The organism is Hydrogenophaga laconesensis, assembly GCF_031457235.1.
Taxonomy (GTDB): Bacteria; Pseudomonadota; Gammaproteobacteria; order Burkholderiales; family Burkholderiaceae_C; genus Hydrogenophaga; species Hydrogenophaga laconesensis.
Window position 1 is genome coordinate 194,729 of the sequence record NZ_JAVDWE010000003.1, and the last position, 19,311, is coordinate 214,039.

Here is a 19,311-nt window from a genome sequence, read left to right on the forward strand (position 1 = left end):
GGTTGCGGTCCGTCAGGGTGGAGGCTGTTCAGAAGCGGAAGCGCGAGGGCTCCGGGAAGTTGCGCAGGCGCGGGGCGACGGTGTCCCAGGGCTGAGCGGTCTGGAACGAGGCGTCCCCGGTGCGCGTGACGATGGTCGCGCGCATCATGGGCTCGAAACCCACAATGGCGGCCAGGCGGCCACCCGGCGCCAGCAAAGCCAGCAGCGCGGGCGGGATTTCAGCGACGGAACCACTGAGCACGATGGCGTCGTAGGGGCCGTTGGCGCTGCAGGCGGCAAAGCCGTTGGCGGCGGCGTCGGCACAGCGCACCTCGGCGTTGCCGATGCCGGCCTTGCGCAGGTTCTCGCGCGCCAGGTCCGCCAGGGCCTCGTCGATCTCGATCGACACCACGTGCTGCGCCAGACTGGCCAGCAGCGCCGCCATGTGGCCGCTGCCCGCGCCCACCTCGAGCACCTTGTCGGTGGGCTTGAGGAGCAGGTCCTGGGCCAGGCGGGCTTCGACCTTGGGCGCGAGCATGGCCTGACCGTCCACCGCGGGCTGGTTCAGGGGAAGCTCCATGTCGGCAAAGGCCAGCGACTTGTGCGCGGCAGGCACGAAATCCTCGCGGTGCACGCGGTCCAGCAGGGCGAGCACGCGCGAGTCGAGCACCTCCCAGGGGCGGATCTGCTGCTCGATCATGTTGAAACGGGCCTGGCTCAGGCTGGGGGCGGGGGTGTGGGTGGTGGTCATGGCGTCGACTCGTTGGAACGGTGTTTCGAGGGGGCGGAGAACCGCGAGATTTTAAGGAGTGGGGCCGGCAGCAACCGGGTGGGTGGGGGGTAGTCCAAGCCGGCGGCGGAACCAGCCGGCGAGATCGTCCATGTAGCAATAGACCACCGGCACCACCACCAGCGTGAGCAGCGACGAGGTGATCACGCCGCCAATGACGGCCTGGCCCATCGGCGCACGCTGTTCGGAACCCTCGGTCAGGGCGAACGCCAGCGGCACCATGCCGAACACCATGGCCAGCGTGGTCATGAGGATGGGGCGCAGCCTGACCTTCGCAGCCAGCAGCAGGGCGGACTCGCGGTCCATCGGCGGTTCGCCGGCGCGGCCCTCGCGCGCACGGATCGCGAAGTCCACCAGCAGGATGGCGTTCTTGGTCACCAGCCCCATCAGCAGCACGATGCCAATGACCGAGAACATGCTCATGCTGGAGCCGAACATCAGCAGCGTGAGCACCACGCCGATCAGCGTGAGCGGCAGCGAGGTCATGAGCGCCAGCGGCTGCAGGAAGCTCTGGAACTGGCTGGCCAGGATCATGTAGATGAAGATGATCGCCAGCGCCAGCGCCGAGAGCGCATAGCCAAACGACTCCTGCATGTTCTTGGTCGAGCCACCGAATTCGTAGCGGTAGCCGGGCGGGAAGGCGATGCTGTCGAGCACCTGCCGGATCTCGCCCGAGACTTCGCCCGGTGAGCGGCCGTACACGTTGGCATTGATCGATACCTCACGGTTGAGGTTGCGGCGGTTGATCTGGTTCGGGCCGGTGGCGTCCACCACGTCGGCCACCTGGCCCAGGCGCACCACGCGCGCCGTGCCGTCGCTCGCGGTGCCCACCACCAGTGGCAGCTGTTCCAGGTCGCTGGCGCGCGCACGGCCTTCGGGTGCGAGCCGCACGTTCACGTCGTAGCTCTGGCCGTCTGCCGCTCGCCAGTTGCCCACGGTGGTGCCGGCCACCAGCGTGCGCAGGCTTGCGCCCACAGCGGCCACGCCCAGGCCGGCGTCGGAAGCAAGATCGCGCTTCAGTTTCACGTCCACCGTCGGCTTGTTGGGTTTCACGCTCGCGTCCAGGTCGACCAGACCGACGATGGGGCGGATGCGCTCCATCACCGTCTGCGTGAGGCGTTCGAGCTCGCCCAGGTCGTCGCCCTGCAGCGAGAACTCCACCTGCTTGTTGCCGCCCACCGCGTCGAGCAGGCCGACGTGCGTGACGGTGATGCCGGGCACGCTGCGCAGCCGGTCGCGCAGGCGGGCCGACATCTCCACCGCGCTCAACGTTCGCGCCTTGCGGTCGGTCAGCCGCACGTAGATGCTGGCGTACATGGCACCCTGGGCCGCACCGGTGTTCACCGTGGACAGGGTGTACTGCACCTCCGGAAATTCGCGCAGGATGGCCTCGACCTCGCGCGTCTTGGCCTCGGTGGCCTCCAGCGACGAGCCCACCGGCGTGTGGAAATTCAGCGAGGTTTCCGAGAAGTCGGCCGTGGGCACGAACTCGGTGCCGAGCAGGGGCACGATGAACAGGCTGCCGACGAAGGTGCCTGCGGCCAGGCCCAGCGTGGCGAGCTTGTGCTTGAGCGACCAGCGCAGCGTACCCTGGTAGGCGTGGCTCAGGTCGTCCTGCACCCGGTCGAACCAGTGTGTGACGCGGCCGATGGTGCGGTCGTAGAGGCTGGTGGGGGCGAAGTGCCTGCCATGTTTCTCGATCTCCGGGTCGTGCCAGACCGAGGACAGCATGGGGTCGAGCGTGAAACTCACGAACATCGAGATGAGCACGGCTGCCACCATGGTGATGCCGAACTCGTGGAAGAATTTGCCGATGATGCCGCCCATGAAGCCGATGGGCAGGAACACCGCGACGATGGACAACGTGGTGGCCAGCACCGCCAGGCCGATCTCCTGCGTGCCCTCCATCGCCGCATTGAAAGGCGTCTTGCCCATCTGCACATGGCGCACGATGTTCTCCCGCACCACGATGGCGTCGTCGATCAGCAGGCCCACCGACAGCGTGAGCGCCATCAGCGTGATCATGTTGATGGTGAACCCGAACAGGTTCATGAAGAAGAAGGTGCCGATCAGCGCGATGGGCAGTGTCAGGCCGGTGATGACGGTCGAGCGCCACGAGTTCAGGAACAGGAAGACGATCAGCACCGTGAGCACCGCGCCCTCGATCAGGGTGCGCCGCACGTTCTCCACCGACACACGGATCGGCCGCGAGCCGTCGGCGATCTGCTCAAGCCGCACACCGGGTGGCAATTCGGCGCCCAGGGACGCGACGGCGGCCTTGAGGCCGTCGGTCACGGCGATGGTGTTCTCATCCTGCGCTTTCTGCACCTGCAGCAGCAAGGTGCGCTGGCCGTTGTACAGCGCCAGGCTCTCCACCTCCTGGGTGCCGTCGGTCACGCGTGCGACCTGGCCCAGCCGCACGGCCTGCCCACCCCGGCGCGCGACGATGATCTGCTCGAAGTCCTGCGGGTTCTGCAGGCGCGAGAGCACCTGCACCACGCGCTCGGCCTCGCCGGTCTTGAGCGTGCCCACCGGCAGGTCCTGGTTCTCGTTGCGCACGGCGGCGTTGACCTGTTCCGTCGTCACCCCCAGCGCTTCCATGGCCGAGGGGTCGAGGTCGATGTTGATGGCGCGCTGCGTGCCGCCCACCAGCGTCACCGATCCCACGCCGCGCACGTTCTCCAGCCGCTTCTTGAAGACCTGTTCGGCCCAGGTGGTGAGCTCGACCGCGCTAGGCGTCTTGCCATTCACCTCCTGCGGAATCACCGCCACCGACCAGATCGATCGGCTGGCCGGGTCGAAGCGCAGCACGCGGGGTTCTTCCACCTCGTCGCGGAACACCGGGCGCAGGATGGCGATCTTTTCGCGCACATCCTCCGCCGCCTTGCGCCCGTCCACCGTCAGCTGGAATTCGATGATGACGACCGACTGGCCCTCGTAGCTGCGCGAGGTGAGCGTGTTGACGCCGGCGATGGCATTGACCGCTTCCTCCACCTTCTTGGTGACCTCGGACTCGACGATCTCGGGTGAGGCGCCAGGGTAGGCCACCTGCACCACCACCACCGGAAAGTCGATGTTGGGGAACTGATCGACCTGCAGGCGCTGGAACGAGAAGATGCCCAGCACCACGAACGCGACCATCACCATGGTGGCGAAGACCGGGTTGCGCAGCGAGACCTGGGTGAACCACATGCCGGGGCAGCCCTAGTTCGTGGACAGGCGCACCGAGGTGCCTTCCCGGATGGCACCGGCCTGGGCGCTGAGCACCTGCGTGCCGGCGGGCAGGCCCTTGACCTCGCGCATGGGCTCGGTGCCCTTCAGCCCGGTGGCACCGCCTTCCAGCACCGCATGGGTGATCTTGCCGTCGCGCACCACCTGCACGTAGGGTTGTGGCTTGTCGTTGCGCACGGCGGACACCGGCACCGCAGGCGCGTTCGCGGTGCCTGTGGCGATCTGGCCCTGGGCGAACAGCCCCTGGCGCATGCCTTGGGCTGCAGGAATGCGCAGGTACACCAGCACGCTTCGGCTGCCCGCCTGCACACTCGGGTTGATGCGCGACACCGTGGCCTTCACCGGCTCGGCCAGCCCTTCCACGCGCAAGGTGGCGTGCTGTCCCACCTGCACGGAGCCCGCGTCGGCGGGGGTGATGGCGGCTTCCATCTCGAACGCCGAGAGGTCGACCACGTCGAACACGCGCGCGTCCACGCCCACGCGCTCACCGTTCTGCACCAGTCGGGCCGAGATCTGCCCGGTGAGCGGCGAGCGCAGGGTGGTGTCGGCCAGGGCCTTCTTCGCGATGTCCAGCGCCGCCAGCGCGGCCTGGTGCGTGGCTTCTGCACCGGCCAGGCTGGCCGTGGCGGTTTCCAGTGCCGTGGCCGAGATGAACCCCTGCCGCACCAGCGCCTGGTTGTTGTCCAGCGTGCGCCGCGCGATGGCCACCTGCGATTGCGCCGACTCGGCTTGCCGCGCGGCCTGGCGCACGCGGGCATCCGCTTCCGTGCTGTCGATCCGCGCCACGACCTCGCCGGCCTTCACCGGATCGCCTTCGCGTTTGGACAGGCCCTGGATCTCGCCGGCCGTGCGGGCCTTGATGGCGGCGGTCTGCAACGCCTGCACCGAGCCCGAGAGGTTGACCGTCTGGGTGAGCTCCATCGTCTTCACCGTGATCACGTCACCGGCCGAGAGGCTGTACACCGGCGCAGTTTTCAATGCTTCGGCCGCGGCACGGGCCGTCTCGTTCTGCGTCTTGCGCTTGTCCAGCGCACGCACCACGCCCAGGCCGATGGCCAGCACCAGCGCGGCCAGCAGGAGCCACTTGATCCAGGCAGTGCGTGAGCGGTGGGCGTCTGTCATGGGCGGTGGGCAGCGGATGGGGCCAGCACCCGCATGCCGTTCAACAGCAGGTCGGCCTGGTTGTCGATGAAGCCGATGGGGTCGATGCTGGCCGGGCAGCACGGCGCCATGGAGTGCTTCCACATCAGCAGGAAGATCATGGGGGCGATCAGGCTGTAGATAGCGTATTCCATGGACAGTGGGCGGATCTCGCCACGGTCGATGCCGCGCTGCAGGACGCGCCGGATCAGCTCATGTCCCGGTTCGATCACTTCCTGCTGATAGAACGCCGCGATCTCCGGGAACATGCCGGCTTCGCTCATCACCAGCTTGGTGATGCCGGACGCCGGTGTCATGCCCACGCGCTCCCACCAGGTGTGGAGGCAGTAGCGCACCAGTTCGGCGCTGTCGCCCTCGAAATTGTCGAGCTCCTCGTTCCACTCGTCGAAGCGACCGGCCAGGTTCTCGCGCACCACGGCCTTGAACAGCTCTTCCTTGCTGGGGAAGTAGAGGAACAACGTGCCCTTGGACACCCCGGCCCGCGCGGCGACCTCCTCCACGCGGGTGGCGGCAAAGCCCTTCTCGACAAAGAGTTGCAGCGCCGCGTCCAGCAGCTCCCCCGGGCGTGCCTCCTTGCGGCGCGAGCGTCGCTGGCGCGGCACGGCGTCGGGTTCAGGGGAGGCCGGGGGGAGGGGGGGAGCCATGGGGGGGTATTTAATGACCGGTGGGTTATTAATATAACCCACGCGCCTCGCGCGGCGCGCTTCCCCTTTCCCCCGTACAGAAGGCCTCTGCCCGGCCTGTGGCTTTTCAGTTGAACGCGGCGATGCCGGTGATGGCCCGGCCCAGGATGAGGGCGTGCACATCGTGCGTGCCCTCGTAGGTGTTGACCACCTCCAGGTTGACCAGATGGCGCGCCACGCCGAACTCGTCGCTGATGCCGTTGCCGCCCATCATGTCGCGCGCCAGCCGCGCCACGTCCAGCGCCTTGCCGCAGCTGTTGCGCTTGAGGATGGAGGTGATCTCCACCGCCGCCGTGCCCTCGTCCTTCATCCGCCCCAGCCGCAGGCAGCCCTGCAGGCCCAGGCTGATCTCGGTCAGCATGTCCGCCAGCTTCTTCTGGATCAGCTGGTTGGCCGCCAGCGGACGGCCGAACTGCTGGCGGTCCAGCACGTACTGCCGGGCGCGGAAGTAGCAGTCTTCGGCCGCACCCAGCGCGCCCCAGGCGATGCCGTAGCGCGCGCTGTTGAGGCAGGTGAACGGGCCCTTGAGGCCGCGGATCTCGGGGAAGGCGTTCTCCTCGGGGCAGAACACGCTGTCCAGCACGATCTCGCCGGTGATGGAGGCGCGCAGGCCCACCTTGCTGTGGATCGCCGGGGCCGAGAGGCCCTTCATGCCCTTGTCGAGGATGAAGCCCCGGATCGCGCCCTCGTCGTCCTTGGCCCAGACCACGAACACGTCGGCGATGGGCGAGTTGGTGATCCACATCTTGGCGCCCGTGAGGCTGTAGCCCCCGGCGACCTTCTTCGCACGCGTGACCATGCTGCCGGGGTCGGAGCCGTGGTTGGGCTCTGTCAGGCCGAAGCAGCCGATCCACTCGCCGGAGGCCAGTTTCGGCAGGTACTTCTGCTTCTGCGCCTCGGTGCCGAATTCGTTGATCGGCACCATGACCAGCGAGCTCTGCACGCTCATCATGGAGCGGTAGCCCGAGTCCACACGTTCGACCTCGCGCGCGACCAGGCCGTAGCAGACGTAGTTCAGGCCCGCGCCGCCGTAGGCCTCGGGGATGGTGGCGCCCAGCAGGCCGAGTTCGCCCATCTCGCGGAAGATGGCCGGGTCGGTCTTCTCGTGGCGGAAGGCTTCGGTCACGCGCGGCAGCAGCCGCTCCTGGCAGTAGCTGTGCGCGGCGTCGCGCACCTGGCGCTCGTCGTCGGTGAGTTGCTGGTCGATGTGAAACGGGTCTTCCCAGCTGAAGCTGGCCTTGGCGGTGCTCATGGCGTTGTCTCCGGTGTGCGGTGTGGCGATGCCCACGATTGTCGGTGGCCCATGAATACCTGTCTAATATCGTTGATATATCCGGCCATACAAAAAACAGATTCATGGAATTCCGACACCTGCGCTACTTCCTTGTGCTCGCCGAAGAGCTGCACTTCGGGCGCGCGGCACAGCGCCTGTCCATCACGCAGCCGCCGCTCTCGCTGAACATCCAGCAGCTCGAAGCCTCCGTGGGGGCACCGCTGTTCACCCGCAACAGCCGCGGCGTGCAGCTCACGGCGGCCGGGCAGGCTTTCGTGCCGGCCGCACGCGCCCTGCTGGACCAGGCCGGCCAGGCCGCACGCGAGGCGCGCGAAGTGGCGCAGGGTCTGGTGGGCAGCCTGCAAATCGGCTTTGCCGGCACTGTGCTCTACCGCGGGCTGCCGCAGATTCTCAAGGCGTTCGCGGCGGCGCACCCGCGCCTTCGCCTGGTGCTGCGCGAGATGAGTTCGAGCGACCAGTTGATCGATCTCATGCACGAGCGGCTGGACCTGGGTTTCGTGCACACCACGCGTGTGCCAGCGGGTTTTTCGCAGGTGCTGGTGTCGAGCCAGCCGTTCGTGGCGTGCCTGCCCATGGCCCACGCTCTGGCACGGCGCAAGCGGCTGTCGCTGGCCGCGTTGCAGGGTGAACCGTTCGCGATGGTGTCGCGTGCCGTGTCGCCCGACTACCACGAGCGCATTCTCGGGCTGTGCGCCGATGCGGGTTTTTCCCCCGAGATCCGCTACGAGTTGCGCCACTGGCTCAGCGTGGTTTCGCTGGTTGCGCAGGGCCTGGGTGCGGCCCTGGTGCCGGCGGCGCTGCAGCAGGCGGGTCTGCCGGGTGCGGTGTTCGTGCCGCTGGATGTCGAGACGCCACCTTACGACACGCATTGCCTGTGGAAGACGGAGCGCGATCAGGCAGGGCTGGCGGCTTTCCTGGAAGCCGTGCGGGCTTTTGCCCAACCGGTACAGTGAACCGTCAACCATGGAGGACACGATGAGCGACAAACAGGTGCTGGTGCTGGGCGGCGGATGCTTCTGGTGCACCGAGTCCGTTTACAAAGAGGTGAAGGGTGTGACCGACGTGGAGTCGGGCTACAGCAATGGACAGGTGAAGCAGCCGAGCTACGAGATGGTGTGCACCGGCACGACGGGGCACAACGAAGTGGTGCGGCTGGAGTACGACCCGGCGCAGATCAGCACGCGCGAGATTCTGGAGATCTTTTTCGTGGTGCACGACCCGACCACGCTGAACCGGCAGGGCAACGATGTGGGCACGCAGTACCGCAGCGGCATCTACTTCACCACGCCGGAGCAGCAGCAGGTGGCGCAGGCCTTGATTGACGAGCTGACGAAGGACGATGTGTTTGGTCGACCCATCGTCACGGAGCTGAAGCCACTGGAGAACTACTGGCCCGCCGAGGCGTATCACCAGGATTTCTTTGAACGCAATCCGCACCAGGGTTATTGCATGGCGGTGGCGGCACCCAAGGTGGCGAAGTTCCGCAAGACGTTTGCTCGGTTGGCGAAGTAACGCGCTCTCTGGCATCGGCTTCGCGGGCGCAGGGGTGCATGGCGCTCTGTTCCGCGAATGTCCCCCGCCGGCTGGTGCCGGCTCCTCCTTTATTTCGCTACACAGATCGCCATGCACCCCTGCGCCAGTGACGCGGCGGATTGCGTACGGCTGAGCGCGAACAGGGCTTCGGATAGGGGTGAGGGCGCAGCGACATAAAAGGAGGAGAGGCGGCGAAGCCGACTCGGGGGACAGTCGCGGAGCCCTCACCCCTATCCGAAGACCGCGCTTTCCGGAGAAAAAGTCACCGGCCAGGACGCCAACGAGGCCACAACACGATCACCGCCAACCCCATCAGCACCAGCGCCGCCGCCCCCAATTTCCACCCGGGCAAAGGCTCTCCAAGGGAGAGCGCCGAAGCCCCCATCCCGAACACCGGAATCAGCAAGGCCAGCGGCGTCACCGTGGCCGCCGGGTGGCGCGCCAGCAGCCAGTTCCACACCCCATAGCCATACAGCGTGTTACCCACCGCCTGCCACAGCACACTGGCCCATACCAGCGTGTCCGCATGCTGCAAGCCCTCGCTGATCGCCTGCTGGCCTTCGATCAACCACGACAACGCGAACAGAGGCGGCACCGCGAACACACTGCTCCAGACCATGAAGTGCAGCATGTTCACCGGCCCGAGCGACTTCACCACCAGGTTGGCCAGCGACCAGAAGAACGCCGCGCTCAACACCAGCCCGACGCCCAGCAGCGTCACCGATGCGTCCAGATTCGCCGCAATCACACCCAGGCCGGCGAGGGCCAGCAGCAGGCCGACGACCTGAAACCACCGCACCCGCTCGCCCATCAGCCAGAGCGAAAGACCGATGGTGAAGAAGACCTGCAGTTGCACCACCAGCGAGGCCAGCCCCGGCGAAATGCTGCTGCGCATGGCCAGGAACAGCAACCCGAACTGGCCCACACCGAGCAGCACCCCGAAGGTCGCGATCTTGCGCCAGGGTGCGGTGGGACGGGGAATGAACAGCAACCAGGGCAGGGCCGAAAACGCAAAGCGCAAGGTGGCGAAAAGAAACGGCGGCAACCCGTTCAGCCCCCAGCGGATCACCACGAAATTCGTGCCCCAGATGAAGATCACCGACAGGGCGAGGAGAAGGTGGGTGAGAGGCAAGGCGCGATCCTGGTGGGGGCGGGCCGGCAGTATAGCCAGCCATCCTGATCCCGCGCAGTTGCTCAGTGCAGTGCCCTTGTGCGGTACAGGAGGAACAGCGCCACCGGGGCACCCACCAGGCCGATCACCGCGTTCAGATGGAACACGTGCCGGCTCCACGGCAGATGCAGGACCAGGTCGGCCCCGAGGCCGAGCACGGCACCGGCCAGGCCTGCCGCAGGCAGCAGCACCCGATGGTCGGCGCTGCGGAAAAGGGCGCGCGCCACCTGGGCCGCGACCAGTCCCAGGAAGGCCACGGGACCGCAGAACGCCGTGACCAGCCCGCTGAGCCATGCCGTGGTGAACAAGGTGGCGCGCTGCACGAGGGTGACCCGCATGCCCATGGAGGCTGCGTAGCGCTCGCCCAGCAGCAGGCCGTTGAGTGGCTTGACGAGGAAGGTGCTGGCCATCAGGCCGACCACCACGCCAGGGACCAGGATGCTCAGTTGCTGCTGTGTCGCCCCCGCGAAACTGGCGTCGTCCCATGCCTTGAAGGCACGCGCCTGGGTCTCGTCGATGAAGTGCAGGGAGACGCTGATCAGGCCGACCGCAAGATAGCCCAGCATGAGGCCGATGATGAGCAATGTGACGGTGCCGACCTGGCGAGAGAGCGCGGCCAGCAGCATCAGCACGATCGCGGAGCCTGCCACGGAAGCGACCGCCAGGCCGGCATCACCCAGCAGGCCATGGCGCAGCAGGAATGCGTTGCCCACGACCCCGGCGAAGGTGACGAGCAGGGCGCTGCCCAGCCGGGCGCCGTGCACGATGCCCAGCACGAACGGGTCGGCCAGGGGATTGCGGAACAGGGTTTGCAGCAGCAGACCGGCCACGCCCAGTGCAGCACCGGAGAAGATGGCATTCAGCGCCCGGGGAAGGCGGAAGCCCAGCACGATGTCGGCCCAGGCCGGCCGCTCCGGCGTGGCGCCGCTGCCCAGTGCTTCCAGCACGCTGGCCAGTGGGATGGCGACTGTGCCGAGCGACAGTTCCGCAACGAAAAGGGCGCAGAGAAGTGCGCACAGCGTGGCGAAGCAGAGCCGCGAGCGCGTGGCCGTGTGCGGCGTTGCAGGAGTCACGGCGTGCAGCGATGCAGAGGTGTTCATGGCAGGTGGCGCAGGAACCGATCGGTGGGGGCGTCGGCAGGAAGCAGGTGGGGGTGCAAGGCGCGAATGGCTTCGATCAGTTGCACGTGGGGTTGTGTCATGCCCTGGTCCTGGAAGGGAGAGGCCCATGCGCCGGTGTAGCCCCTGTCCCAGGCGTGCACATTTCGCTCCCGCGCGGCGCGAAACCACCCGTGCAGCGGGTTGGCGCGGATCAGCGCTTCGGTGTTCGCCTGGCCGCCGAGGGTGCCCAGCCAGACAGGTGCCTCGCCTGCCTGGACGAGCACTTTCTCGAAACGCTCATAGACGAGACTGCTGGGACGAGCGTCGTGGTCGAGCGCATAGCGCCCACCCGCATCGCGTATCAATTGCGCGCGCTGATTGCCGTTCCCGAAAGCCTCGAAGGTGTCTCGGCCCGACGCGAAACCGGCCATGACCAGCGGCCGGTCGGTGGCTGCGCTTGCCACGTCGGCCCAGTGGAGGTATTGCGCTTCGATCTCCCCGAACCGGGCGTTGCCCAGGGCCTCACGGTTGGACAGCAGAGCGAGCAGCTTGAGCCACTCGGCCCTGCCCAGCGGGTGGGTTTCATGGTGGTCGGCCTGGGGAACGGCCCGCACACCGAGTTCCCACAGCCGCGGGTGCATGTTGCCCTGCGGATAGGCCGAGTAGAAGCTCAGGTACACGTCGGCTTGCACCGCCATCACGGGTTCGATGGAGGCATGGCCGTAGCCCCACATGTCATGCACGAGCCCTTGCGCCACGCGCTCGCGCACGGCGGGCACCGTGGCGCTGCGCGTGCTTTCCGAGCCATACAGACGGTCAACCAGGCCCAGTTCGTCCAGCGCACCCAGCATGGCGGCGTTGCCGGTCACCAGGCGCTGGATGGGCACCTGGATGACCTGTTCATGGCGGCCGTGCGCCGGCACCGGCGTGCCGCATTGCACGAGCAGGACGTGCAGCACTTCGCCGGTGGCCACGGTGGGTGTGAAACGGAGGCGCTTGAAATGGAGCCCGTACTCCACCTGCAATTGCGCGGACCGGGTGAAGCTCGTCTTCTGAGGAAAGTAGTCCACTCCCGGCCGGTAGTCGGCCACGCACGCCGCGTCCAGGTTCTCGCCCGGCCCGCCCGCCCCCACCGTCTGCGCGGGCCAGGGCATGCGGACGGGTGGGTCCATCTGCATGCATCCCGCCAGCATGAGGCTGCACAGCAGCACTGTCGGCGCCCGCGACATCGGCTTCACGCGGTGGATTCCCCGCGCGTCGATGCCTGGAAGGCCAGGACGTCGGTCAACGCTTCCAGCGTGGTGAACCGCTGGTGGGCGCCGTCTGCCTGCGTCAGGCAATAGCCCCGCGCGTCTGCACTCACGGTCTGGCGGGCGTCGCGGTGCGGCGTGTAGCCCATGCGCTGCAACGCACGCTGTGCCCACACCCTGTGGAGGCCTTCGCCTTCCAGGCGGATGTGCCGCTGCCCTTCATGGCCCACACGCAATTCGGCGCGCTCCAGATCGAATGCCAGGCCATCGGCCGCGAAGGTATCGCCGAGGGCGCCGCCCAGCGCCAGGTCTTCCGGGGCGCCCGCATGCAGGCGGCGCTGGCCATCGATCAGCCACAGCGCGTCGGCGTAGCGCAGCGCGAGTTCGAGGTCGTGTGTGGACAACAGCACCGACAGGCCCTGCTCGCGCGCGAGCTGGCGCAACAGGTGCATCGTGGCCACGCGCCGTGGCAGGTCCAGGTATGCCGTGGCCTCGTCCAGAACCAGCAGGCTGGGCTGTTGTGCCAGCGCCCTCGCGATCATGATCTTCTGGCGTTCGCCGTCCGACATCTCCGTGACAAGACGTCCGGCCAGATCGTGTGCACCCACCCGCTGAAGCGCCTGTTCGACCTCCTCGCGGTCTTCTTTTCCCAGCCTTCCGCCCCAGCCCAGGTGCGGGTAGCGCCCCAGGGCGGCGAGCTCGCGACCTGTCATGAGCGGGACGGCGGTGCGTTCCGTCAACACGACAGCCAGTCGGCGTGCCCGTTCGTTGGCGGTCAAGGCCGACAGCCGCGCGCCATCGAGCAGCACCTCGCCCGAGAGCGCGGCTTGCATGCCACAGAGCGTGCGGATGAGGGTGGACTTGCCGGCGCCGTTCGCACCGATCAGGCAGACAAAGCGGCCGCCGGGCAGGGTCAGGTCGAGCGGCCCCAGCAGGGCGCGGCGGCCGTGGCCGGCGATCAGCCCACGGGTCGAGAGTCCTGTCACAGGTTCATGCCAAAGGCGGCCAGCACGGTGCGTGGCGCTCCAGGGTAGGTGGGGACGAACGCACCGCCGGAGTCGTGGTAGCGCTTGTTCCCCAGGTTCTGCACGGTGAGCTGAAGCCGGTAGCGCTGGCCTGCGCCGAAGCGGTAGGCGGCGTTGGCGTCCCAGCGGACGTAGGACGGCAACTGGAAGCTGTTGGCGGTGTTGGCCTGCCGGGCACCCACATAGATGGCACCGATGCCCGCGCTCAGGCCGGCGGCGCGGCCGCTGAAGTCGTAGGTGGACCACAGGCTCGCGCTGCGGCGTGGCGCATTGGCCAGCAGCTTGCCAACCAGGGTCGGGTCGCTGTCTTTGCTGATCTCGGTCTTGAGTTCGGTGTAGCTCGCCAGCAGCCGCCATTGCGGCGTGACGCTGAATGGAATGTCGAGCTCCCAGCCACGGCTGCGCTGTTCACCCACCTGGATCACATAGTCGAAGTCGGTGGGGTCGGACACCACGCCGTTGCGCCGACGGATGTCGAACACCGCCAGTGTGGGCTCCAGGCGGCCATCGAGCAGGCTCAGTTTGGTGCCCACCTCCATCTGCTCACCGCGCGAGGGTTCCGGCAGGCTGCCATCGCGCCGCATGCCGCTGAATGGCTCGGTGAGGAAGGATCGGGACCAGCTGCCGTAGAGCGAGACGCTGTCGGACGGGGTCCAGGTCACGCCCACGCGCGGCGACAACGCATCATCGGTGCGTGTGACGGTGTCGGGCGTCGGGAGATAGGCCGCCCTGGCGCTGGTGCGAGAGCGGTCCTGGCGCAAGCCCAGCAGCAAGCGCCAATGTGGGTTGAGCTGGAGTTCGTCCTGGGCATAGAGGCCGACGCTGTGGCTGCGGTAGCTGGAGGCGTCGTAGGGCACCAGCGTGCCTGCCGTGGTGACGCCGTGTACGGGGTTGTACAGGCTGATGGGCAGGTTCGTCGGGAAGCCGAGCGGCCCCACGTTGGCGTCGGCGGTGAAGTCCCATCCGTCCCGGTTGGCGTCCACGCCGAACAGCACCCGGTGGCGCACCGGGCCCGTCTCGATGCGGCGTGAGAGCTCGGCCATCACCGTGGTGTCGGTCTGCTTGTCGATGCTGCGCTGCTTGCGGCGGTTGACCTGCGGATCGGCCGTGGCCGCGCCACTGATCGGGCTGAAACCGTAGGGGTACCACAGGGCGTCGGTTCTGGCGGACGACGTCTGCAGGCCCGCACGCAGGTCCCAGCCACTGTCCAGGCGGTGGTCCAGCGTGAGCGATCCGATCATGCTGTCGTTCTTCAGCGAGGCGTCTGCCTCGGCGTAGTTGTAGTGGATGGGCACCTGCAGGAACAGCGGGCTGTTGCCAAAGCCGCGATCGAAACTTCCGCGCTTTCTTCCGATTTCCAGTTCGGCCGTGAGCGAGGTGTGGGGCGAGGGCCTCCATCGGAACACCGGTGAGACGAACTGCGTTTGTGCCTCCACGAAGTCGCGGAAACTCTGGTTGTCCTGCCACGATCCCGTGAGGCGGTAGCTCAGCGTTTCGCTCAAGGGGCCGGTGCTGTCGAAAGTGGCGCGCAGGAAGTCGTGGCTGCCGAGGGTGAGATCGAGGCTGTTGCGCGCCACGTCCTGGGGCTTCTTGGTCACGAGATGGACCACACCGCCCGGCTCGAAACGGCCATACAGCGCGGAGGCGGGGCCCTTCAGAACCTCGATCTGCTCGATGTTGACCAGCTCATCGACAGGCGCGAAGACGCTGCGCCGGAAGCCATTCTTGAGGTTGGCGGACGTGGCGAAGCCACGCAGGCGAAAGCGGTCATTGCTGCCCCCCCAGCCCACCTGCGGTGTGACACCCGGTACGGTGCGCACGGCTTCCCCGAAGCTGGTCACCCCACGGTCCTCGATCAGCTCCCGCGTGACGGTCTGGATGGAGAACGGCGTTTCTTTCACCACGGTGTCGCTCTTGTTGGCCGTGGGCGCGACGACCGCGCGGTAGGCGCGCTCGCGGGTGCCGGTGATGGTGACGGTGTCCAGGGCCTCGACCGTTTCCAGCGTGTCGGCCTGCGCCGAGGCGGCAGCCGAAGTGAGGGATGCAATGGCGCACCAGGAGAGGTTTCGCAACGGCATGGCGAGCATGCGGTGCTGGCCGTGTCGACGGAGGGATTCGCGGGCTGGCATGGGTTCTTTCCTTGGGAGGTCGGGTGGTCAGGCGGTTTCGGGCACGGCTTCCCAGGTCGGGAAGGGGTCGGGCAGTGAGGCCCAGGCCGTGCGTCCCTTGCGGGTTTCCGTGAAGTTCAGGTGCGCGTTTTTCCAGGCGCGTTCGATTTCCGTCCGGTCCATGTGACGGCCGATGAACACTACCTCGTTGAGACGGTCGCCGTGTGGCTCCTGCCAGCGCTGCTCGATGGCGAGCCGCTGCGGGCTCCCGGTGGCTGGCCAGCGTTCGCGTGGCGCGCTCGCCCACCAGCGGCCCACGGGTTCGTGGGTGGCGGTGTTGCCGGCCCGCGAGTAGCTGACCACCCAGTCGGGGCGGCTCGCCAGCCACACGCAGCCCTTGGCACGCAGGAGGCCTGGCAGGGGCATGTCCATGAAACGGGAGAACCGCCAGGGATGCAGGGGCTCGGTGCTGCGCAAGACGAAGCTGGTGATGCCATGGGCCTGCGTCTCCGGGGTGTGCTCGCCCTCGAGTTCGCGCGCCCAGCCTGCCATGGCGCTGGCGCGCTCCAGGTCGAACCGGCCGGTGCCCAGCACACGGTCAAGAGGCACCCTGCCATGTTCGGCGAACACGACGTCGGCCACCGGGTTGAGGGCCTTGACCACGGCGGTGACTTCATCGCGCCGGGCCGCGTCGACCTTGTCGAGCTTGTTGATCACCACCACGTCGGCGAACTCGATCTGGTCGGTCAGCAACGCGGCGAGCGTGCGCTCGTCGCCCTCCGCCGCGACCTCCCCGCGCTGCGACAGCAGGTCGGTGCTGCCGTGATCCGCCAGCAGGTTGAAGGCGTCCACCACCGTCACCATGGTGTCGATGCGGGCGACGTCGTTGAGCGAATCGCCGTTTTCGTCCTCGAAGTCGAAGGTGGCGGCCACGGGCATGGGTTCGCCGATGCCCGTGGACTCGATCAGCAACGCGTCGAAGCGGCCTTCAGACGCGAGGCGTCGGACCTCCAGCAGCAGGTCCTCGCGCAGGGTGCAGCAGATGCATCCGTTGCTCATTTCGACCAGCTTCTCCTCGGTGCGGGAGAGTGCAGCGCCCGCGTTTTCAGCGCTACGCCGCACCAGCGGGGCGTCCACGTTGACTTCGCTCATGTCGTTGACGATGACCGCCACCCGCAGACTCTCACGGTTGGCGAGGATGTGGTTGAGCAACGTGGTCTTGCCCGCACCCAGAAAGCCCGACAGGACCGTGACCGGCAGACGTCCGTCGTGGGGTTGTCGATTCGAGTTCTCCATGGCCGGCCTTTACTGGCCGCGCACCGCGCTGGTCAGGGCGCGCGTGTTGAACCGCATCATGTCGAGGTAGGTGGCGGCTTCACCGCCGGGCGCGGAGAGCGAGTCCGAATACAAGGCGCCCGAGGGTTTCACGCCGGTCTCGCGCCCGATCTGCTCGATCAGGCGGGGATCGGAAATGCTCTCCACGAACAGCGCCTTGATCTTTTCCTGGCGGATCTGCCGCACCAGTTGCGCCACGCCTCTGGCCGAGGCTTCGCTCTCGGTGCTCACGCCCTGCGGTGCCAGGAATTTCACGCCGTGGTCACGTGCGTAGTACCCGAAGGCATCGTGCGACGTGATCACCTTGCGTTGCGCCACAGGTATCGGCGACCATGCCGCGCGAATCTCGCCGTCGAGCGCATCCAGCTTTGCCACATAGCGTGTGGCGTTGTCTTCATAGATGTTGCAGCCACCGGGGTCCGCGCGGCACAGGCCCTGGGCGATGTTCCGGACAAAGACCTTGGTGTTGCTCACGCTCTGCCAGGCATGCGGGTCGGACCCACCGTGCGCGTGCGCGCCTTGCTTGTGGCCCCGCGGCTCGTCATGGTCATGGCCTTCGGCTTCCTTCAGGGCGCGAACTCCCTTGCTGACCACGACCTGCTCGCCCTTGTAGCCGGCCGTCTTGAGCAGTCGGCTCATCCACCCTTCGAAACCCAGTCCATTGGAGAACACCACGTTCGCCTGCGCCACCAGCCGCGCCTGCGCTGGCGAGGGCTGGAACACATGGGCATCGCCGCCCGGGCCGACCAGCACGTCCACGCCCACGCGCTCGCCACCGACCTGGCGGACCAGATCGCCCAGGATGCTGAAACTGGCCACGGCTTTCAGCGGTGCCTGCGCTTGCGCCTGCGACGCTGGTGCGGCCACGCACAGGCCGACGGCGAGCGATGCCACTGCCAGGATGCGGTGGACACGGGATGGCAGGGGAGGGCGGGTGTGGACAGGCATGGGAACTCCTTCAGGCGTTGAAATGGGAATGCGGTGGATGCCGGCGTCGCAGGCCTTGCGGCGCGAACAGCAGCGAGAACAGGTACATCGCGCCCAGACCGAGCACGATGACGGGACTGGTCGGCCAGCCGGTGTGGTACGAGATCAGCAGGCCGCTGGCGCCGGCCGCGAGGGCCAGGGCAACGGACAGCGCGAGCAGTGGTCCGATGCGGCGCACCCAGAAGCGCGCGGTGGCAGCGGGCAACACCATCACGCCCACGGCCATCAGGGTGCCCAGGGCGTGAAAGCCGGCCACGAGGTTGATGACAAGCAGGCCCATGAAGCCGTAGTGGGCCGCCGGGCTCCAGCGGCTGCGGCCGCGCAGGAAGCCCGGGTCCAGGCACTCGAGCACCAGGGGGCGGTACAGCACCACCAGTGAGACCAGCGTCGTGCCCATGATTCCTGCCAGCAGAAGCAGCGCCGCGTCGTCCAGTGCGAGCACGGTGCCGAACAGCACGTGCAGCAGGTCCACGCTGTTGCCGCGGACGGACACGATCAGCACCCCCAGCGCGAGCGAGAGCAGGTAGAACGCAGCGAGACTTGTGTCCTCTTTGAGGACCGTGTGGCGTGCCACCCAGCCCGAGCCCACCGCCACGGCCAGCCCGGCGGCAATGCCACCCGCTGTCATGGCGCCCAGCGAAAGCCCCGCGACGAGATAGCCGAGCGCCGCGCCGGGCAGGATCGCATGGGCCATCGCATCGCCCATGAGGCTCATGCGCCGCAGCATCAGGAAAACGCCCACCGGCGCCGCACTGAGCGCCAGCGCCATGCAGCCGAGCAGCGCGCGCTGCATGAAGCCGAACTCGAGAAACGGCGCCAGCCAGAGGTCGCTCATGCCATGGCTCCCGCCATGGGCTGGCTGGGGGAGCGGTCACACAACGGCGCCTCCTTGTCGAAGGGTTCATGCATGAGCAGCGCGCGCTGCCAGTTGGCGGGTGTGAGCACGTCGCCGGTGGCTCCCCAGGCGATGGGCTCGCGCGCCAGCAGCAGCGTCTGGGGGAAATGCGCGCGCACCAGTGCGAGGTCGTGCAGCACGGCCACCACGGTCTTGCCACACGCGTGCCACCGATGCAGCAGGCCCACCAGATCTTCCGTGGTGCGCTGGTCGACGGCGGAGAACGGTTCATCCAGCAGCATCACGGGCGCGTTCTGCAGGATCAGGCGGGCAAACAGGACGCGCTGCCACTGCCCTCCCGAGAGGGAGTCGATGCCGCGCTTCTCGAAGCCCAGCAAGCCCACCTCTGCCAGCGCCATGTGACAGGCCTCGCGGTGTGCCGCGGTGTAGCGCCCGAGGGCGCGCACCTCGTGCCACAGACCCTGCATCACCATGTCGCGCACGTTGATGGGGAAGCTGCGATCGATATCGGGCTGCTGGGGCAACCCGGCGACGCGTTGGCGTTCAAGCCCCTCGATCCGGCCGCCCATCGGCTGTATGCCGCCCGCCAGGGCCTTGATCAGCGTGGACTTGCCTGCCCCGTTGGGACCAACCACGGCCATCAGTGTGCCGGCGGCTATCGTGATCGACAGGTGGTGCACCGCCGGGTGCCGGGCGTATCCCAGTGTCAGATCGTGCAGGTTGATGGCGCTGTCTGCCTGAAGGGCGTTGGTGCGGTGTGACACGGGCTTTGGGACTAAGATATTGCAACTGTATTGCGATAGCGCGA

General features: G+C 67.4%; 16 protein-coding genes. 2 read left to right on the forward strand and 14 right to left on the reverse strand.

Going from position 1 to position 19,311, the window contains the following annotated elements:
• Nucleotides 1-28 precede the first annotated feature (28 nt).
• The 5 genes from J2X09_RS07615 to J2X09_RS07635 form a co-directional block, all read right to left on the reverse strand.
• Nucleotides 29-730: a protein-L-isoaspartate O-methyltransferase family protein gene (locus J2X09_RS07615; protein WP_204732343.1), complete on the reverse strand. Its 702-nt coding sequence runs from the start codon at nt 728-730 to the stop codon at nt 29-31.
• 51 nt (nt 731-781) lie between these two features.
• The gene (locus J2X09_RS07620) at nt 782-3,961 is read right to left on the reverse strand and encodes an efflux RND transporter permease subunit (protein ID WP_204732342.1); all 3,180 of its coding nucleotides are present in this window, start codon (nt 3,959-3,961) and stop codon (nt 782-784) included.
• Between the two features lie 12 nt (nt 3,962-3,973).
• Complete coding sequence (locus tag J2X09_RS07625) at nt 3,974-5,122, reverse strand: efflux RND transporter periplasmic adaptor subunit (protein WP_204732341.1); 1,149 nt, start codon at nt 5,120-5,122, stop codon at nt 3,974-3,976.
• Nucleotides 5,119-5,805, reverse strand: coding sequence for a TetR/AcrR family transcriptional regulator (locus J2X09_RS07630; protein WP_204732340.1), 687 nt, complete (start codon nt 5,803-5,805; stop codon nt 5,119-5,121). Before J2X09_RS07630 ends, J2X09_RS07625 begins: the two co-directional genes overlap by 4 nt.
• Before the next feature lie 106 nt (nt 5,806-5,911).
• A complete protein-coding gene (locus J2X09_RS07635; protein ID WP_204732339.1) occupies nt 5,912-7,096 on the reverse strand; it encodes an acyl-CoA dehydrogenase in 1,185 nt (394 codons plus the stop codon).
• A 104-nt stretch (nt 7,097-7,200) separates the two neighbouring features.
• Between J2X09_RS07635 and J2X09_RS07640 the strand changes: the two genes are divergently transcribed.
• Nucleotides 7,201-8,091, forward strand: a complete 891-nt coding sequence (locus tag J2X09_RS07640; RefSeq protein ID WP_204732338.1) for a LysR family transcriptional regulator — start codon at nt 7,201-7,203, stop codon at nt 8,089-8,091.
• A 22-nt stretch (nt 8,092-8,113) separates the two neighbouring features.
• Nucleotides 8,114-8,650 (forward strand): peptide-methionine (S)-S-oxide reductase MsrA, encoded by a 537-nt coding sequence (gene msrA / locus J2X09_RS07645; protein WP_204732337.1) that lies wholly within the window; start codon nt 8,114-8,116, stop codon nt 8,648-8,650.
• Between the two features lie 283 nt (nt 8,651-8,933).
• Here the strand turns inward: msrA and J2X09_RS07650 are convergent, their stop codons facing one another.
• The 9 genes from J2X09_RS07650 to J2X09_RS07690 form a co-directional block, all read right to left on the reverse strand.
• A complete protein-coding gene (locus J2X09_RS07650; RefSeq protein ID WP_204732336.1) occupies nt 8,934-9,803 on the reverse strand; it encodes an EamA family transporter in 870 nt (289 codons plus the stop codon).
• A gap of 62 nt (nt 9,804-9,865) precedes the next feature.
• Nucleotides 9,866-10,942, reverse strand: coding sequence for a FecCD family ABC transporter permease (locus J2X09_RS07655; protein ID WP_204732335.1), 1,077 nt, complete (start codon nt 10,940-10,942; stop codon nt 9,866-9,868).
• Nucleotides 10,939-12,114 (reverse strand): TroA family protein, encoded by a 1,176-nt coding sequence (locus tag J2X09_RS07660; protein WP_310307910.1) that lies wholly within the window; start codon nt 12,112-12,114, stop codon nt 10,939-10,941. The genes J2X09_RS07655 and J2X09_RS07660 overlap by 4 nt, the downstream gene beginning before the upstream one ends.
• 62 nt (nt 12,115-12,176) lie before the next feature.
• Complete coding sequence (locus tag J2X09_RS07665) at nt 12,177-13,178, reverse strand: ABC transporter ATP-binding protein (protein WP_204732334.1); 1,002 nt, start codon at nt 13,176-13,178, stop codon at nt 12,177-12,179.
• Nucleotides 13,175-15,346, reverse strand: a complete 2,172-nt coding sequence (locus J2X09_RS07670) for a TonB-dependent siderophore receptor (RefSeq protein ID WP_204732333.1) — start codon at nt 15,344-15,346, stop codon at nt 13,175-13,177. Before J2X09_RS07670 ends, J2X09_RS07665 begins: the two co-directional genes overlap by 4 nt.
• A 27-nt stretch (nt 15,347-15,373) precedes the next feature.
• Nucleotides 15,374-16,621, reverse strand: coding sequence for a GTP-binding protein (locus J2X09_RS07675; protein ID WP_204732332.1), 1,248 nt, complete (start codon nt 16,619-16,621; stop codon nt 15,374-15,376).
• A 9-nt stretch (nt 16,622-16,630) separates the two neighbouring features.
• Complete coding sequence (locus tag J2X09_RS07680; protein ID WP_204732331.1) at nt 16,631-17,608, reverse strand: metal ABC transporter substrate-binding protein; 978 nt, start codon at nt 17,606-17,608, stop codon at nt 16,631-16,633.
• A 10-nt stretch (nt 17,609-17,618) separates the two neighbouring features.
• Nucleotides 17,619-18,482, reverse strand: a complete 864-nt coding sequence (locus J2X09_RS07685; RefSeq protein ID WP_204732330.1) for a metal ABC transporter permease — start codon at nt 18,480-18,482, stop codon at nt 17,619-17,621.
• The gene (locus J2X09_RS07690; RefSeq protein WP_310307914.1) at nt 18,479-19,267 is read right to left on the reverse strand and encodes a metal ABC transporter ATP-binding protein; all 789 of its coding nucleotides are present in this window, start codon (nt 19,265-19,267) and stop codon (nt 18,479-18,481) included. Before J2X09_RS07690 ends, J2X09_RS07685 begins: the two co-directional genes overlap by 4 nt.
• Between the last annotated feature and the right edge of the window lie 44 nt (nt 19,268-19,311).

What these genes read in the sequence shown, in the direction of transcription:
- J2X09_RS07685 (WP_204732330.1), bottom strand. Translation starts at nt 18,482, where the DNA reads ATGAGCGACCTCTGGCTGGCGCCGTTTCTCGAGTTCGGCTTCATGCAG.
- J2X09_RS07615 (WP_204732343.1), bottom strand. Translation starts at nt 730, where the DNA reads ATGACCACCACCCACACCCCCGCCCCCAGCCTGAGCCAGGCCCGTTTC.
- msrA (WP_204732337.1), top strand. Translation starts at nt 8,114, where the DNA reads ATGAGCGACAAACAGGTGCTGGTGCTGGGCGGCGGATGCTTCTGGTGC.
- J2X09_RS07655 (WP_204732335.1), bottom strand. Translation starts at nt 10,942, where the DNA reads ATGAACACCTCTGCATCGCTGCACGCCGTGACTCCTGCAACGCCGCAC.
- J2X09_RS07640 (WP_204732338.1), top strand. Translation starts at nt 7,201, where the DNA reads ATGGAATTCCGACACCTGCGCTACTTCCTTGTGCTCGCCGAAGAGCTG.
- J2X09_RS07625 (WP_204732341.1), bottom strand. Translation starts at nt 5,122, where the DNA reads ATGACAGACGCCCACCGCTCACGCACTGCCTGGATCAAGTGGCTCCTG.
- J2X09_RS07675 (WP_204732332.1), bottom strand. Translation starts at nt 16,621, where the DNA reads ATGGAGAACTCGAATCGACAACCCCACGACGGACGTCTGCCGGTCACG.
- J2X09_RS07635 (WP_204732339.1), bottom strand. Translation starts at nt 7,096, where the DNA reads ATGAGCACCGCCAAGGCCAGCTTCAGCTGGGAAGACCCGTTTCACATC.
- J2X09_RS07620 (WP_204732342.1), bottom strand. Translation starts at nt 3,961, where the DNA reads ATGTGGTTCACCCAGGTCTCGCTGCGCAACCCGGTCTTCGCCACCATG.
- J2X09_RS07680 (WP_204732331.1), bottom strand. Translation starts at nt 17,608, where the DNA reads ATGCCTGTCCACACCCGCCCTCCCCTGCCATCCCGTGTCCACCGCATC.
- J2X09_RS07660 (WP_310307910.1), bottom strand. Translation starts at nt 12,114, where the DNA reads ATGGACCCACCCGTCCGCATGCCCTGGCCCGCGCAGACGGTGGGGGCG.
- J2X09_RS07630 (WP_204732340.1), bottom strand. Translation starts at nt 5,805, where the DNA reads ATGGCTCCCCCCCTCCCCCCGGCCTCCCCTGAACCCGACGCCGTGCCG.
- J2X09_RS07670 (WP_204732333.1), bottom strand. Translation starts at nt 15,346, where the DNA reads ATGCCAGCCCGCGAATCCCTCCGTCGACACGGCCAGCACCGCATGCTC.